Source organism: Cryobacterium sp. SO1 (assembly GCF_004210215.2).
Taxonomy (GTDB): Bacteria; Actinomycetota; Actinomycetes; order Actinomycetales; family Microbacteriaceae; genus Cryobacterium.
The window spans coordinates 3,188,817-3,203,464 of sequence record NZ_CP067394.1 but is presented as its reverse complement, the minus strand read 5'-3'; the positions used below and the strand labels follow the sequence as shown (position 1 = coordinate 3,203,464).

The window sequence follows — 14,648 nt, the reverse complement described above, 5'->3', positions numbered from 1 at the left end:
GCGCATGATGGTGCGACCGCGCTGGATCGCGGCGCTGGTGCTGGCCCTGGCCATCGCCGCCGGTTTCGCGCTGCTCGGCCAGTGGCAGCTCGACCGTGCCATCTCCTCGGGCGAGGTCGTGGAGCGCAGCACCGAGATCGTGCAGCCGCTCAGTGACACCGTGTCACCGGATGGGCCGCCCCCGCAGGTCGCGGAAGGTCAGATGGTGCAGACCGAGGGCTCGTTCGCCCCCGGTGACGAGCAGATCATCAGCGGTCGGCAGAACGGCGGCGAGACCGGCTTCTGGGTGGTCAGCCACTTCGTCACCGGCGAGGGCGCCAGCATCGCCGTCGCCCGCGGTTGGACCGCCGACGCCGACGAGGCCGAGGCGATCCGCGAACGGCTCGCCACCCAGATGTCGATCCTGTCGCTGCAGCCGCTGACCGGCAGGTTCCTCTCTTCCGAGGCGCCCGTGCTGCCCGAGGAAGGCGCCGACCCGCACACGATGACCACGGTGTCGACCGCGGCGCTGATCAACCTGTGGCCGAACTGGTCCGACAAGCCGGTGTACCAGGGTTACATCGTCGACAGCGTCGCGCCCGACGGCCTTTCGGTCATCGACTCTCCGGAGCCGGTGGTGGAGGTGCCGCTGAACTGGCTGAACATCTTCTACGCCCTCGAGTGGGCACTCTTCGCCGGCTTCGCGGTGTTCCTGTGGTACCGCCTGGTGCGGGATGCCTGGGAGCGCGAAGTGGAAGAGGCCGAAATCGCCGCCGCAGCCACTTCCGAGACGTCTGCGGGTTCGCCGGGGGAGACATCCGGCCCCGCGGGCGCCGACCGGTCCCACGCGAACGCCCCGTAGAATTAGCCCATGCCACTTGAACCCAAGCCCGCCGACCTGCCCAGAATCCCCGGTGCGCTTCGGCTGTACCAGGTCTCGTCGATCATCACCGGTGTCCTGTTGCTGCTGCTCTGCGCCGAGGTGATCGCCAAGTACTTCTTCGGCACCGAGCTCGAGGGCGGCGGCCCGAACGGCCTCCTGGCCCTTGTCCCGGAGGGCACCGTCACCGCCGTCAACCTGAGCACCGGGTTGCTGATCGTGCACGGCTGGTTCTACGTTCTGTATCTGTTCGCCGACTTCCGCCTCTGGAGCATCATGCGCTGGCCCTTCCTGACCTTCCTGGTGATCGCCCTCGGCGGCATCATCCCGTTCCTGTCGTTCTTCCTCGAGGTGAAGGTCGGCCAGCGGGTCAAGGCGTTCCTTGCCGCGCACCCCGTTGCCCCGGTGGAAAGCGGGGTTAGCGCATGAGCGCCGTGAACCCGATGGACATCGTGGGCGCCGACGGCGCCGAAGGGGCCGAGGGCCTCGAGAACCTGCTCGGCACCGACGAGGGCGCCACAGCGCCCGCCGCCTCCGGCATCAGCCGCCCGGTGCTCGTGGTCGACTTCGGTGCGCAGTACGCGCAACTGATCGCCCGGCGCGTGCGCGAGGCATCCGTGTACTCGGAGATCGTGGCGCACTCGATCACCGCCGCCGAGGTGGCCGCGAAGAACCCGATCGGCATCGTGCTCTCCGGCGGACCCTCCAGCGTCTACGCGGAGGGCGCCCCCAGCTTCGACCCGGCCATCTTCGACCTCGGCATCCCGGTGCTGGGCATCTGCTACGGCTTCCAGGTGATGGCCACCGCCCTCGGCGGCGAGGTCTCGCACACCGGCCAGCGCGAGTACGGCTCCACCCCGGTGGCCGTCTCCGACAGCGTCAATGCGCTGCTCGCCGACCAGCCGGCCGAGCAGACCGTGTGGATGAGCCACGGCGACTCCGTGTCCAAGGCTCCGGACGGTTTCACGGTGCTGGCCTCCACGGTGTCGACCCCGGTCGCCGCGTTCGCCAACGACGAGCGCCGCCTGTACGGCGTGCAGTGGCACCCCGAGGTCAAGCACTCCGCCCACGGCCAGCACGTGCTGGAGAACTTCCTGCACCGCGCCGCGGGCATCCCCGCCGACTGGAACAGCGGCAACGTCATCACCGAGCAGGTCGCGTTGATCCGAGCCCAGGTCGGCACCGGCAAGGTCATCTGCGGGCTCTCCGGCGGGGTCGACTCCGCCGTCGCGGCCGCCCTGGTGCACAAGGCCATCGGCGACCAGCTGGTCTGCGTGTTCGTCGACCACGGTCTGCTGCGTGAGGACGAGCGCCGCCAGGTGGAAGAGGACTACGTCAAGGCCACCGGCATCCGCCTGGTCACCGTCGACGTGCGCGAGCAGTTCATCACCGCCCTCACCGGGGTCAGCGACCCGGAGACCAAGCGCAAGATCATCGGCCGCGAGTTCATCCGCACCTTCGAGCAGGCCCAGGCCGAGCTCATCAAGGAGTCCGCCGAGATCGACGGCGACCCGATCCGCTTCCTCGTGCAGGGCACCCTGTACCCCGACGTGGTCGAGTCCGGCGGCGGCAGTGGCACCGCCAACATCAAGAGCCACCACAACGTGGGCGGCCTGCCCGAGGACCTGCAGTTCGAGCTCGTCGAGCCGCTGCGCGCCCTGTTCAAGGACGAGGTGCGCGCGATCGGCGCCGAGCTGGGATTGCCCGCCGAGATCGTGCAGCGCCAGCCGTTCCCCGGACCCGGCCTGGGCATCCGCATCGTCGGCGAGGTCACCCAGGCGCGCCTGGACCTGCTGCGTCAGGCGGATGCGATCGTGCGCGCCGAACTGACCGCGGCGGGCCTCGACCGGGAGATCTGGCAGTGCCCCGTGGTGCTGCTCGCCGACGTGCGCTCGGTGGGCGTGCAGGGCGACGGCCGCACCTACGGGCACCCGATCGTGCTGCGCCCGGTCTCCTCGGAGGATGCCATGACGGCGGACTGGACCCGCCTGCCGTACGACCTGCTCGCGAAGATCTCCAACCGGATCACCAACGAGGTCGACGGGGTCAACCGCGTGGTGCTTGACGTCACGTCGAAGCCGCCGGGGACCATCGAATGGGAGTAGGCGTCACGCCGCTCCAGTAGCTGTTCCGGAAGCACCCTCGCCCTGCGCGAGGGTGCTTTCGTCGTCAACCCCGGCGCCCGAGGGCGGATGGCGGGGGGCGGACGGCGCGGGGCGCATGGCGGGGCGTGGGCGGGCGACGCGGGGCGGATGGCGGTGGCGTGGGCGGGCGACGCGGGGCGGATGGCGGTGGCGTGGCGATGGCGCGATATGCGGGGTAGGCGCCGCTACGCGGGTGGCGTGCCACCCGCGTAGCGGCGCCTACCCCGCATAACGAACAAAGGGCCGGCCCGTGGTGGGCCGGCCCTTACGGGTGGTGCGGATGCTGCGGATGCTGCGGATGCTGCGGATGCTGCGGATGCTGCGGATGCTGCGGGTGGTGCGGATGCTGCGGATGCTACGGGAGCGGGGGAGCGCTACTCGCGGGCGATCATGAAGATGCGCAGCAGCTCGATGTAGAGCCACACGACGGTGACCATGATGCCGAACGCGCCGCTCCATCCGTACTTGCGGGGTGCGCGGTTGTTCACGCCGCGCTGGATGAAGTCGAAGTCGAGCACCAGGGAGTATGCGGCCATCAGGACGGCCAGCACGCCGATGACCAGGCCCAGCTTGATCTCGAAGCCGGCGATCTCGATGCTCCCGCTGCGCATGCCGAACGCGCCGTCGACGGCGCCGAACATCATCATGCCGAAGTTGACTAGGGAGAAGACCGCGTAGCCGACCATCGCGATGAGAAAGACCTTGGTGGCCCTCTTCGACGCGCGGATCTTGCCGCTGGAGAACAGCGCCAGAGTCACACCGACGACCACGAGGGTCGCGAGGACGGCCTGCACGACGACGCCGGGCGCGATCGACTCGAAGATGCGGGAGATGCCACCGACGAACAGTCCCTCCAGTGCGGCGTAGGCCAGGATCAGGGGCGGCGACGGCTCCTTCTTGAACGCGTTGACCAGGCCCAGCACGAGCCCGCCGATAGCGCCGAGGATGACCAGGAACGGCATGACCGGGGTGAGCACCCATGCGGTCGCCGCGGCGGCGAGCAGAATCGCGAAGGCGAGAACGGTCTTGCCGATCGTGTCTTCGTAGGTCATCCGGTCGGTCTCTTGCGAACCGGCGGAGGGCGAGTTGTACAGCGCCTGCAGGTCGTTATCGGAGAGCACCTTGGACGTGGCAACGGCGCCGGGAGCGCCGAACGCGGCGTTTCTAAATGCGGGGTTGGAGGTAGCCATGGTTTCCTGCCTAACAATCAGCTGGGGTGAAGGGATGTGCGCCGACTTCGGCGCTCGAGTTTGTGTAGCAAATCTACCGGATCAACCCGTAGTTTGCTGAGAGTCTACTCAGCTGCGCCTGGGGCGTCGGCTGCGGATGCGGCGGGCCCCGTCGGCACCGCCGGACCCGGGCTGTAGACCGGTTCGGCGGCTGCGGCCAGAGCACCCCGGTTCCCCGGCGAGTCCGGCGAGTCCGACAAGTCCGACGAGTCCGGAGAGCCCGGCGAGTCCGGCGAGTCCGGCGCTCCCGGCCCCGCCGCATCACGCCGCGCCCGCCGGAGCCGCCGCGCGGTGACAAGGCGCCGCCGCCAGAGGGCCAGCGCCCACGCCAACCACGCGCAAGCCACGCAGGCCGCGGTGCCGCTCACCAGGCCGACCCAGTTCTGGCCGTACTCGTTCAGGGCGCCCTTGAGCACAAAACTCAGCACGATCACCGGGATCAGGGCCAGATAGCTCAGCCCCGGCCGGTGCCGGGCGAACAGCCATCCGGCCAGGAGCACCGCGAATGCCCCCGCGAAGTCCGGTCCGGCGACGAGCACCAGCGCGGCCACCAGGCAGGGCAGCAGCACCAGCAGCCGGCGCCACAGCGCGCCGGGCAGGATCAGCCAGCCGAGCAGTTGCACGCACGGCCCGACGAGCAGGAACCACAGACTGTAGGTGCTGATCAGGTTGGTCAGGGCCGCGCCGAGCATGATCGTGACCAGGCCCACCCCATACCGCCATCGGGCGTCGCCCCACCGCACGGGCGGGGTTTGTTCGATCCGAGTGGTCATAACCCAAGATTCGCACAGGCCGCGGCTAACCTTGGATCATGCCACCCCTCGTGATCGGACACCGCGGAGCCAGCGGTTACCGGCCAGAACACACCGAAGCCGCCTATACGCTCGCCTTCGCCCTGGGCGCCGACTCTGTCGAGCCCGATATCGTCGCCACCAAGGACGGGGTTCTGGTCGTGCGGCACGAGAACGAGATCTCCGGCACGACGGATGTGGCCGCCCACCCCGAATTCGCCGGCCGCCGCACCTCGAAGGTCATCGACGGCGACGCCCTGACCGGCTGGTTCACCGAGGATTTCACCTGGGCGGAGCTCTGCACCCTGCGCGCCCGGGAACGGTTGCCGGCCCTGCGCGGGATGAGCGCCAGCTTCGACGGGCTCTTCCCGATCCTGCGGCTGCGGGACGTATTCCGTCTCGTCGACCGGGCGGAGGCTCCGCTGGACCGGGAACTCGGCCTCGTGGCCGAGATCAAGCACGCCAGCTACTTCGAGTCCATCGGGCTGCCGCTGGACGAACTATTCGCCGCCGAGGTCAACGAGGCCGGCTGGAACACCGGCGAGGGCCGGCTGACCATCGAGAGCTTCGAACGCACCGTCCTGGCCCAGGTGCAGGGCCGCGGCATCTTCGGCCGCCGAGTGTTCCTGCTCGAAGCCACCGGCGCCCCTGCCGACCTCGTCGCCAGATTCGGCGACCGGGCCACCCCGTACTCGGATTACCTCACCGACCTGGCCCTGTACCAGCTCGGCCACCAGGTCGACGGCATCAGCGTGCCCAAGTCCCTGATCCTCAACACGGATGCGGACGGCGTCGTCGACGGCGCCTCCAACCTCGTCGACTCCGCCCATGCCGCGGGGCTGGAGATCTACACCTGGACGCTGCGCCCGGAGAACCGGTTCCTCGCCCCTAGCTTCCGGGTCGGCACCCGCAAGGCCGACTTCGGCAACTGGCAGGCCGAGTTCCGCACGATCATGGACACCGGCATCGACGGCGTCTTCGCCGACCAGCCCGACCTGGCGGTCTTCGTGCGCGACGGGTTGCCCGCCGGGCTGCCGCATCCGCTCTCGCACGCCTGAGGCCTCGCCCCGCGCCGGGCGGATGTCGGCGGCTGCGCCTAGAATTGGCTCGCCATGACTTTGTCTCCAGACCTGCCCAACACCCCCGCAACCAGGTCGTCGGCGACCCCGATCATCCTCGACGGACGAGCGGGCCGCGGCGCCGGCCCCGGTGCGGGGTCAGAGCAGCAGAGCCCGCTCTTCGACGGGCTCAACCCGCAGCAACTCGAGGCCGTCAAGTACCGCGGCCCGGCCCTGCTCATCGTCGCCGGCGCCGGCTCCGGCAAGACCAGCGTGCTCACCCGCCGCGTCGCCGGCCTCATCGAGACCCGCGAGGCCTGGCCGAGCCAGATCCTCGCCATCACGTTCACCAACAAGGCCGCCGCCGAGATGCGCGACCGGGTGCGCGGCCTGCTCGGACAGGCCTCCGACGGCATGTGGATCAGCACCTTCCACTCCTCCTGCGTGCGCATCCTGCGTCGCGAGGCCGAGAGCGCGGGCCTGTCGACGAACTTCAGCATCTACGACTCGGCCGACTCCAAGGTCACCATCAAGCGCATCATCAAGCAGCTCGACGCCGACACCCTCGGCTTCACCCCCGGCAACGTGTCGTCCAAAATCTCCAAGCTTAAGAACGAGCTGTTGGATGTCGACTCCTACGCCCGCAACGCGAATATGAGTGACCCGCAGGAGGTCATGTTCGTCGAGATCTTCCGCCAGTACACCCGGCGTCTGCGCGAGGCCAGCGCACTGGACTTCGACGACCTGATCGGCGAGACGGTGTTCCTGTTCCGCGCCTTCCCCAAGGTCGCCGCGCTGTACCGGCGTAGGTTTCGGCACATCCTGGTCGACGAATACCAGGACACCAACCACGCCCAGTACGCGCTGGTGCGCGAGCTGACCCGCCCCGTCGAGGCCGAACTGGCCGACGACATGGAGGATCAGGGCCTGCACGTGCAGAACCTGCAGGAAGCCTCCGGCCAGATCCCCGGCGCCTCGCTGACCGTGGTCGGCGACTCCGACCAGTCCATCTACGCGTTCCGCGGCGCCTCCAGCCGCAACATCACCGAGTTCGAACGGGACTTCCCCGGCACCAAGGTGATCCTGCTCGAGCAGAACTACCGGTCCACCCAGAACATCCTCTCGGCCGCCAACGCGGTGATCGGCAACAACTTCGACCGCCGCGAGAAGCGGCTCTGGAGCGCCGGCGGCGACGGCGAGAAGATCGTGGGCTACACCGCCTACAACGGCCACGACGAGGCCCAGTTCGTGGCCGACGAGATCGAGGTGCTGCACTCCGCGGGCATGGCGTACCGCGACATGGCGGTGTTCTACCGCACCAACGCGCAGACCCGAGCGCTCGAAGAGATCCTGGTGCGCGCCGCGGTGCCGTACCGGGTGGTCGGCGGCACGAAGTTCTACGAACGCGCCGAGATCAAGGATGCGCTGGCGTACCTGATCGCGGTCGCCAACCCGGTGGACGAACTCGCGCTCCGCCGCATCCTGAACACCCCCAAGCGCGGCATCGGCCCGGCCACCGAAACCCAGCTGGCCAGCTTCGCCGAAACCAACGGCATCTCCTTCCGCCAGGCCATGCGCGACTCCGGCGGCCTGGGGCTGGGCCCCAAGGTGACCGGCGCCATCCTGCAGCTGGCCACCCTGCTCGACTCCGCCGCGCTCATGATGGACCCGGAAAACCCGGCCGGCGCCGCCAACGTCAGCGATCTGCTCACCTTCCTGCTCGACGGCAGCGGGCTGCTCGCGGTGCTGCGGGCCAGCCGTGACGCGCAAGACGAGGTGCGGGCGGAGAACATCGAGGAGCTCGTCGCGCAGACGAAGGACTTCAACCGGGAGAACCCCGACGCCGGCCTGGTCGACTTCCTCACCCAGGTGTCGCTGGTGGCCGCCGCGGACGACCTCGACGACGCCTCGGGAACCGTGTCGCTGATGACCCTGCACACCGCCAAGGGACTCGAATACGAGGCCGTGTTCCTCACCGGGGTGGAGGAGGGCCTGCTGCCGCACCAGATGTCGGCCGGCGAACCCGGCGGACCGGCCGAGGAACGGCGCCTGTTCTACGTGGGCATCACCCGGGCCCGGCAGCGGCTGTACCTGTCGCTGGCGATGACCCGCGCCCAGTTCGGCGAGGTCAACGTGGCCATGCCCAGCCGTTACCTGCAGGAGATCCCGGCCGCGCTGATCGACTGGAAGCAGTCACCCGGCATGGCCAACTCCCGCGGCGGCACCCAGCCGCGGGCGCTGAACGCCCGGCGGGACGGCGGCGGCTTCGGCTCCCGCAGCGGCACCCCGGGGCAGCTGCCGCCGGCGCCCAAGCCCAAGACCGAGTGGGCCAACCGGGTCACCGCGCAGGTGCGCGACAACGGCGACCTCACCCTCAACGCGGGCGACCGCATCCGTCATGTGGACTTCGGTGACGGTAAGGTCAACCAGGTCACCGGCGAGGGCACCAAGCGCATCGCCCATGTGCAGTTCGACAGCAGCGGGGCAAAGAAGCTGCTGATCAAGATCGCTCCCATCGAGAAAATCGAGTGAGCACGCCCCACCACGACGATGCAGCGGATGCGCCCGCCCTGACGTCCGGCCCGGCCGCCATGCCCGGCCGTCATGCCCGGCCGTCCGGCCAGGCTGTCCGGGCCGGCGAGTTGCCCGGCTGCGGCGGAGGTGCCCTGATGCGCGGGGGCAACTCGTCCGTTCGGGGGTAACTCGCCCGGGTGCGCCTTGTCGCCGCGCCGCCAAGCAGGTACGTTGACTCGCATTGGGGTACTCGTGCCACGTGCCGGGATTCATGTCACCCCTCTCTCACCCGAACTATCTCGCCCTAACACCGCAGAGGAGGCTCGATCATGACCAGCGACGCAGGCGGTCTGTGGCCGCAGGACCCCGAAGCGCAGGACGACAATCGCGCGGTGGACGACCTGGAGATCCCCGAGGACCAGGACCTGCTCCCCGACGAGAAGGACATCGCCCCGACCCACGTCGAGGACACCAACGAGTGGGGTGACGACGCCGACAACCGGCTCGTCGACCTCGGCGACGACACCGACGACGACCAGCCCCTCGACCGCTGACCCTGGTCGCGGGTCGGCACCGTCGCGCCCAGACGACACCTCAGTTCGGGGCTTCTCGCGGCAGAGCGACGGAGGTTTATGAGGACAACGGCCGGAAGAAAGGATGCTGCGGCCATTCCCGTCCTCATTTGGTCACTTTGTCCTTACTTCGAGGTGGGTGACCGGCGGCGGAACCCAGGCGCCCTCCAGAACCTCGGGCCGCGGGCCGTACAAACGCATCGTCACCCCGAGCGGCCCCGGCGGCGCCGGCAGCCAGTTGGGCGCCAGGTCATCGGCCGGCCGGTCGTGTTGCAGGTGGAGGTCGAGTGAGCCGTCGGGGTTGTACCGCAGCGCATCCCGGTCGCCGATCGCGTACCGGTCGATCGGATTGGCGGCTGGGAAACCATCCGCGTCGTACATGGTCAGCGACCAGAACGCCCCGACGGGCGGCAACTCGTTCTTCTCGAAGTGCAGCCGGTACCGGTTCTCGCCGCTGAGCGGATGCCCGTCCGCATCCGTGAGCAGGATCGGGTAGACCGCGTCGTCCGGCGGGTTGGCGCCGAGGCCGACGAGTGCCACCACGGCCCGCTTGAGGTAGTCGTTGCCGTAGTTGCCCATGGTTTCCACGTTGAGCAGCCAGCCGTTCACCCGCCGGCCCAACATCGGCAGCGTGGCGAGCAGGGTCGCCCTGGCCTCCGCCACCCCGGCCTCGAGCGCCGCGAGATCCGCGGCATCCAGCTCACGGTCGTCAAAGGGCAGGCCCGGCACAATGCCCAGGTGCCGGATGCGGGCGAGAACCGAGAAGTCGGTCGCGTGCACCGGAGTTCTCTGGAGCACCTCGGCGGCGCGCCGGAAGAACTCCGTCCCGCTCAGGTCAGCCACGCTCCGCAGCGGCGGAGTGCTCGAATCCACGGTCGCATCGAGCGGGAGAGGGTCGTACACCGGCGGCAGGGTCAGCGAGAGCTGGTCCTGCAGCGCTCGCACCACCGGATAGTCGTCAACCCCGTTGGTCTGGAACCGGCCGACGATCCACACGTGCGGGGTCGGCGCCTGGATCAACCCGTACCCGGCCGGCACCGGGCCGTTCCAGCTGGGCGGAACCACGAGCAGGTCCGCCGCCGTGGTGCCGGTGGTGCGCTTGCCCGGGTTGGCGAAGACCTCGGTCCACATGTCCAGCAGTGGCATGAGGTAGTACCGGTCGGCGGTGTCCGGCAGGTGCAGCACCACCGGGCCGGCGCCCACGTCGAGCCAGGCGATCGAGTACAGGGTGTCGAAATTGGGCCGCACGACGTCGCGGGAATCGTTCGGCGGAAAAGTTCGGGTGTGCACGAAGCTGTTCTCCGGGCCGCGGCCGAAGACCCGGCCGGGCGGTGTATTGATGCTCTGCCGCCGGGTGACCTCCATCAGCATCAGCGGGTACAGGTAGGTGTAGGCCTCTGCGGCCAGGGTTTTCGGGTCGATCGCCAGGGTACTCATGAATGCTCCTCCGCGGGGTCGGGCCGGGCCGGGCGGGGCCCGGGCGGGCAAACCGTTCGCAAAACATTGTGGCCCAGCCCCGTGGCCGGGCACAGGGCGGCTGGCTCAGGAACGTCCCCGGGTTTCGGCTGGCTCAACCAGCGCGGCGGGATCAACCAGCGCGGCGGGCTCAGCGAGCGCGGCGGGCTCAGCGAGCGCGGCGGGCTCAGCGAGCGCGGCGGGCTCAACCAGTGCAACAGGCTCAACCAGTTCGGCTGGCTCAACCAGCGCGGCGGGCTCAACCCATTCGGCTGGCTCAACCAGTTCGGCTGGCTCAGCTGGCGCGGCGGGCTCAACCAGTGCGGAGGGCCCAGTGCGGCGGGCTCAGGCGGTGCGGCGGTTACGCAGACGACCCACCAGCAGGGCGATCGAGCGCCAGCCGATCAGGAACGCGCCGGTGACGAGGAAGGTCACGATAACGAAGCTGACCTGCACACCCTGACCGCTGACGATGCGCAGGAGCACACCCACGATGACGGTGATCATCCACACGCCCAACCCGGTCCAGGCGATCTGCAGCGGGGTCCGCCAGGCGCGCAGGACCAGCCAGGCCACGATCAGGCCGGCGAGGAACGGCCACCAGGTGCCCAGCACACCCCAGAGCCCCTCGCCGTGGCTGGCCCGGCCGATCATCACGAACAACAGCAGCAGGGCCACGTCCAGGCCGGCCGCCAACGACGTGACGGCGAGGCCGGTGTTGCGATAGGGCATGGGACCAGAGTACCGGCCGGGGCCGCCCCGGGCGGCGGGCGGGAGAGAGCCGGCGGCGTGCGGCAGCGGGCGGGGGGTCAGACCGTGGTGCCAAGCAGACCGCCGATGGCGTAGGTCACGCCGAGGGCGAGGAGACCGCCGACGAGAACCCGGGTGATCGCGCGCATCCGCGGGCTGTCGCCAAGCGCGGCGCTCACCCAGCCGGTGATGATCAGCGCCACCGCCACCGACAGGAAAGTGGCGGGAACCCGCCACTCCGGCGGGGGCAGGAGCACCGCGAGCAGCGGCAGAACGGCACCGACCGTGAACGCCAGCGCCGACGCGAACGCCGCGTGCCAGGGGTTGGACAGTTCCTCGGTGCCGATGTGCAACTCCACCTCGAGATGGGCGCCGAGGGCGTCGTGCGCCGTGAGTTCGTCGGCCACCCGGCGGGCGGTCTCGGCGGAGAGCCCCTTGCCCCGGTACAGGCCCGCGAGTTCCGTGAGCTCCTGCTCCGGCATGGTGGCGAGTTCGGTGCGTTCCTTGCTGATCAGGGCCCGTTCGGTGTCACGCTGGCTGCTGACCGAGACATACTCGCCGAGCGCCATCGAGATCGCGCCGGCCAGGAGGCTCGCCACCCCGGCGATCAGGATCGCGGCGGAGTCTGAGGTGGCGGCGGCGACACCCACGACGAGCGCGGCGACCGAGACGATGCCGTCATTGGCGCCGAGCACGCCGGCGCGCAACCAGTTGAGCCGGGAGGCGTGACCGGGGGAGTGTGGTTCGCTGCTGTGGTCCGGCTCGGTGCCTCGACCCGGCCGGCCGGTCGGGTCATCCGCTCGTTTCGATTCATTCATGAGTGCAGCCAAGCACGATGCCGGATGCGTGGCCAGCGGTGTGTTCGGTGCTCGATTCGGAAGAAAACACCTTCCCGGGACCGGAGCCCCTGCGAAGTCCCGCAATAAGTCCAGACGAGGGGTGGGAACGGCGCGTTCGACCAGCGGGCATGGCCGTCGATCTGAGAAGGTAGAGTTTGAGATGGTCAGTATCTCTCGACGTCGAGCTAGTTTTCGCGCCGGGGGAACCAGGCCACACCTACCCCATGCACGGAACGCTATGACGCGGATTGGAAGAGCAGCGTGGATCTTTACGAATACCAGGCCAGAGACCTGTTTGAGCAGTACGGAGTCCCGGTTCTGCCCGGGATCATCGCAGACACGCCCGAGGAGGTGCGCGCCGCGGCCGAGAAGCTCGGTGGTGTCGTCGTCGTCAAGGCGCAGGTCAAGGTCGGCGGCCGCGGCAAGGCCGGCGGCGTGAAGGTCGCCAAGACCCCGGATGAGGCCGAAGCCGCCGGGCGCGCCATCCTGGGCCTGGACATCAAGGGGCACACCGTGCACCGGGTCATGGTCGCCGGGGGAGCCCGCATCAAGCAGGAGTTCTACTTCTCGGTGCTGCTGGACCGGTCCAACCGCTCCTACCTCTCGCTCGCCAGCTACGAGGGCGGCGTGGAGATCGAGGTCCTCGCGGTCGAGAAGCCCGAGGCGCTCGCCTACGTGGCCATCGATCCGACCGCCGGCATCGACCTGGCCACGGCCACGGAGATCGCGCGCGCCGCGAAGTTCCCGGCCGAGCTGGTCGACAAGGTCGCCCCCGTCTTTGTGCAGCTGTACAACGTATTCGCCGGTGAAGACGCCACCCTCGTCGAGGTCAACCCGTTGGTGCTCACCGAAGAGGGCGACATCGTCGCCCTCGACGGCAAGGTCACCATCGACGAGAACGCCGGCTTCCGCCACCCCGGCCACGCCGAACTCGAAGACAAGGCCGCGGCCGACCCGCTCGAGGCCAAGGCCAAGCAGAACGACCTCAACTACGTGAAGCTCGACGGCGAGGTCGGCATCATCGGCAACGGCGCAGGGCTGGTCATGTCGACCCTCGACGTTGTCGCCTACGCCGGCGAAGAGTTCGGCGGCGTCAAGCCGGCCAACTTCCTCGACATCGGCGGCGGAGCATCCGCGGCCGTCATGGCCGCCGGCCTCGACGTGATTCTCGGCGACCCGCAGGTCAAGAGCGTCTTCGTCAACGTCTTCGGCGGTATCACCGCCTGCGACGCCGTTGCCCACGGCATCGTCGGCGCGCTGGCCACCCTCGGCGACGCGGCGAACAAGCCCCTCGTGGTGCGCCTTGACGGCAACAACGTCGACGAAGGCCGCCGCATCCTCAACGAGGCCAACCACCCGCTGGTCACGCTGGCCGCCACCATGGACGAGGGCGCCGCCAAGGCCGCCGAACTCGCCTACGCCGCGAAGTAAGGGAACCCAAGAGAATGTCAATCTTCCTCAACAAGGACTCCAAGGTCATCGTGCAGGGCATCACCGGCGGCGAGGGCACCAAGCACACCGCCCTGATGCTCAAGGCCGGCACCCAGATCGTCGGCGGCGTCAACGCCCGCAAGGCCGGCACCACCGTCACCCACGGTGACGTCGAGCTGCCCGTGTTCGGCACCGTCGCCGAGGCCATCGCGGCCACCGGCGCGGATGTCTCCATCGCGTTCGTGCCGCCGGCCTTCACCAAGGACGCCGTCATCGAAGCGATCGACGCCGAAATCGGCCTGCTCGTGATCATCACCGAGGGCGTGCCCGTGCAGGACTCCGCCGAGTTCTGGGCCTACGCCCAGGAGAAGGGCAACAAGACCCGCATCATCGGGCCGAACTGCCCCGGCATCATCACCCCCGGCGAGGCGCTCGTGGGCATCACGCCGGCGAACATCACCGGCAAGGGCCCGGTCGGCCTGGTGTCCAAGTCGGGCACCCTGACCTACCAGATGATGTACGAGCTGCGCGACCTGGGCTTCTCCACCGCCATCGGCATCGGCGGCGACCCCATCATCGGCACCACCCACATCGACGCGCTCGCCGCGTTCGAGGCCGACCCCGAGACGAAGGCGATCGTGATGATCGGCGAGATCGGCGGCGACGCCGAGGAGAAGGCCGCCGAGTACATCAAGGCGCACGTCACCAAGCCCGTCGTGGGCTACGTGGCCGGGTTCACCGCTCCCGAGGGCAAGACCATGGGCCACGCCGGCGCCATCGTCTCCGACGGGGCCGGAACCGCGCAGGGCAAGAAGGAGGCCCTCGAGGCCGCCGGGGTCAAGGTCGGCAAGACGCCGAGCGAGACCGCGACCCTGCTGCGCGAGGTTCTCGCCGCACTGTAGACCGCACCACACGATGAAGGGCCCGCCGATCCGGCGGGCCCTTTCTCGTGCGCGGGGCCGCGAGTACGATACCCGCACACGCGTGCCCGCACGACGCGGATGCC

14 protein-coding genes are annotated in these 14,648 nt (G+C 69.2%); 9 read left to right on the top strand and 5 right to left on the bottom strand.

Annotation, left to right across the window (positions count from 1 at the left end; genetic code table 11):
- The first annotated feature begins 4 nt into the window (after positions 1 to 4).
- The 4 genes from BJQ95_RS15200 (at position 5) to BJQ95_RS15185 (ending at position 3,397) form a co-directional block, all read left to right on the top strand.
- On the top strand, positions 5 to 841 hold the full coding sequence (locus BJQ95_RS15200; protein WP_165384840.1) for an SURF1 family protein: 837 nt from the start codon (positions 5 to 7) through the stop codon (positions 839 to 841).
- Between the two features lie 9 nt (positions 842 to 850).
- Positions 851 to 1,288 carry a DUF3817 domain-containing protein gene (locus BJQ95_RS15195; RefSeq protein WP_130176263.1) on the top strand — a complete coding sequence of 146 codons (438 nt, stop codon included), beginning with the start codon at positions 851 to 853 and terminating at the stop codon, positions 1,286 to 1,288.
- Positions 1,289 to 1,302: 14 nt separating this feature from the next.
- A complete protein-coding gene (gene guaA, locus BJQ95_RS15190; protein WP_130176268.1) occupies positions 1,303 to 2,964 on the top strand; it encodes a glutamine-hydrolyzing GMP synthase in 1,662 nt (553 codons plus the stop codon).
- A 289-nt stretch (positions 2,965 to 3,253) separates the two neighbouring features.
- Positions 3,254 to 3,397, top strand: coding sequence for a hypothetical protein (locus BJQ95_RS15185; RefSeq protein WP_165384998.1), 144 nt, complete (start codon positions 3,254 to 3,256; stop codon positions 3,395 to 3,397).
- On the opposite strand, the gene BJQ95_RS15180 is transcribed toward BJQ95_RS15185, so the two are convergent.
- Both BJQ95_RS15180 and BJQ95_RS15175 read right to left on the bottom strand, forming a co-directional pair.
- Positions 3,378 to 4,193 carry a Bax inhibitor-1/YccA family protein gene (locus tag BJQ95_RS15180; RefSeq protein WP_130178678.1) on the bottom strand — a complete coding sequence of 272 codons (816 nt, stop codon included), beginning with the start codon at positions 4,191 to 4,193 and terminating at the stop codon, positions 3,378 to 3,380. The two genes, BJQ95_RS15185 and BJQ95_RS15180, sit on opposite strands and share 20 nt — an antisense overlap.
- Before the next feature lie 104 nt (positions 4,194 to 4,297).
- Positions 4,298 to 5,005: a hypothetical protein gene (locus tag BJQ95_RS15175; RefSeq protein ID WP_130178677.1), complete on the bottom strand. Its 708-nt coding sequence runs from the start codon at positions 5,003 to 5,005 to the stop codon at positions 4,298 to 4,300.
- Between the two features lie 38 nt (positions 5,006 to 5,043).
- Here BJQ95_RS15175 and BJQ95_RS15170 point away from each other — a divergent pair, with 38 nt between their 5' ends.
- From BJQ95_RS15170 to BJQ95_RS15160, 3 genes are all read left to right on the top strand, one after another.
- The gene (locus BJQ95_RS15170; RefSeq protein WP_130178676.1) at positions 5,044 to 6,081 is read left to right on the top strand and encodes a glycerophosphodiester phosphodiesterase family protein; all 1,038 of its coding nucleotides are present in this window, start codon (positions 5,044 to 5,046) and stop codon (positions 6,079 to 6,081) included.
- Between the two features lie 54 nt (positions 6,082 to 6,135).
- Entirely contained in the window at positions 6,136 to 8,613 is a 2,478-nt protein-coding gene (locus tag BJQ95_RS15165) for an ATP-dependent helicase (RefSeq protein WP_130178675.1), read from the top strand.
- 311 nt (positions 8,614 to 8,924) lie between these two features.
- Complete coding sequence (locus tag BJQ95_RS15160) at positions 8,925 to 9,149, top strand: hypothetical protein (protein ID WP_130178674.1); 225 nt, start codon at positions 8,925 to 8,927, stop codon at positions 9,147 to 9,149.
- Between the two features lie 132 nt (positions 9,150 to 9,281).
- Here the strand turns inward: BJQ95_RS15160 and BJQ95_RS15155 are convergent, their stop codons facing one another.
- The 3 genes from BJQ95_RS15155 to BJQ95_RS15145 all read right to left on the bottom strand — a co-directional run bounded on the left by BJQ95_RS15155 (position 9,282) and on the right by BJQ95_RS15145 (position 12,190).
- Positions 9,282 to 10,604, bottom strand: a complete 1,323-nt coding sequence (locus BJQ95_RS15155; RefSeq protein ID WP_130178673.1) for a DUF1254 domain-containing protein — start codon at positions 10,602 to 10,604, stop codon at positions 9,282 to 9,284.
- Between the two features lie 363 nt (positions 10,605 to 10,967).
- Positions 10,968 to 11,354, bottom strand: coding sequence for a DUF3054 domain-containing protein (locus tag BJQ95_RS15150; RefSeq protein ID WP_165384997.1), 387 nt, complete (start codon positions 11,352 to 11,354; stop codon positions 10,968 to 10,970).
- Between the two features lie 77 nt (positions 11,355 to 11,431).
- Positions 11,432 to 12,190: a VIT family protein gene (locus BJQ95_RS15145; protein WP_256041406.1), complete on the bottom strand. Its 759-nt coding sequence runs from the start codon at positions 12,188 to 12,190 to the stop codon at positions 11,432 to 11,434.
- Positions 12,191 to 12,472: 282 nt separating this feature from the next.
- Between BJQ95_RS15145 and sucC the strand changes: the two genes are divergently transcribed.
- Both sucC and sucD read left to right on the top strand, forming a co-directional pair.
- Entirely contained in the window at positions 12,473 to 13,642 is a 1,170-nt protein-coding gene (gene sucC / locus BJQ95_RS15140; RefSeq protein WP_130178672.1) for an ADP-forming succinate--CoA ligase subunit beta, read from the top strand.
- Positions 13,643 to 13,656: 14 nt separating this feature from the next.
- Positions 13,657 to 14,544, top strand: coding sequence for a succinate--CoA ligase subunit alpha (gene sucD / locus BJQ95_RS15135; protein WP_130178671.1), 888 nt, complete (start codon positions 13,657 to 13,659; stop codon positions 14,542 to 14,544).
- Positions 14,545 to 14,648: the final 104 nt, after the last annotated feature.

Excerpts from the sequence above, each read along its gene's own strand:
- BJQ95_RS15200 (WP_165384840.1), top strand. The coding sequence starts at position 5 with ATGATGGTGCGACCGCGCTGGATCGCGGCGCTGGTGCTGGCCCTGGCC.
- BJQ95_RS15195 (WP_130176263.1), top strand. The coding sequence starts at position 851 with ATGCCACTTGAACCCAAGCCCGCCGACCTGCCCAGAATCCCCGGTGCG.
- guaA (WP_130176268.1), top strand. The coding sequence starts at position 1,303 with ATGGACATCGTGGGCGCCGACGGCGCCGAAGGGGCCGAGGGCCTCGAG.
- BJQ95_RS15180 (WP_130178678.1), bottom strand. The coding sequence starts at position 4,193 with ATGGCTACCTCCAACCCCGCATTTAGAAACGCCGCGTTCGGCGCTCCC.
- BJQ95_RS15175 (WP_130178677.1), bottom strand. The coding sequence starts at position 5,005 with ATGACCACTCGGATCGAACAAACCCCGCCCGTGCGGTGGGGCGACGCC.
- BJQ95_RS15170 (WP_130178676.1), top strand. The coding sequence starts at position 5,044 with ATGCCACCCCTCGTGATCGGACACCGCGGAGCCAGCGGTTACCGGCCA.
- BJQ95_RS15165 (WP_130178675.1), top strand. The coding sequence starts at position 6,136 with ATGACTTTGTCTCCAGACCTGCCCAACACCCCCGCAACCAGGTCGTCG.
- BJQ95_RS15160 (WP_130178674.1), top strand. The coding sequence starts at position 8,925 with ATGACCAGCGACGCAGGCGGTCTGTGGCCGCAGGACCCCGAAGCGCAG.
- BJQ95_RS15155 (WP_130178673.1), bottom strand. The coding sequence starts at position 10,604 with ATGAGTACCCTGGCGATCGACCCGAAAACCCTGGCCGCAGAGGCCTAC.
- BJQ95_RS15150 (WP_165384997.1), bottom strand. The coding sequence starts at position 11,354 with ATGCCCTATCGCAACACCGGCCTCGCCGTCACGTCGTTGGCGGCCGGC.
- BJQ95_RS15145 (WP_256041406.1), bottom strand. The coding sequence starts at position 12,190 with ATGAATGAATCGAAACGAGCGGATGACCCGACCGGCCGGCCGGGTCGA.
- sucD (WP_130178671.1), top strand. The coding sequence starts at position 13,657 with ATGTCAATCTTCCTCAACAAGGACTCCAAGGTCATCGTGCAGGGCATC.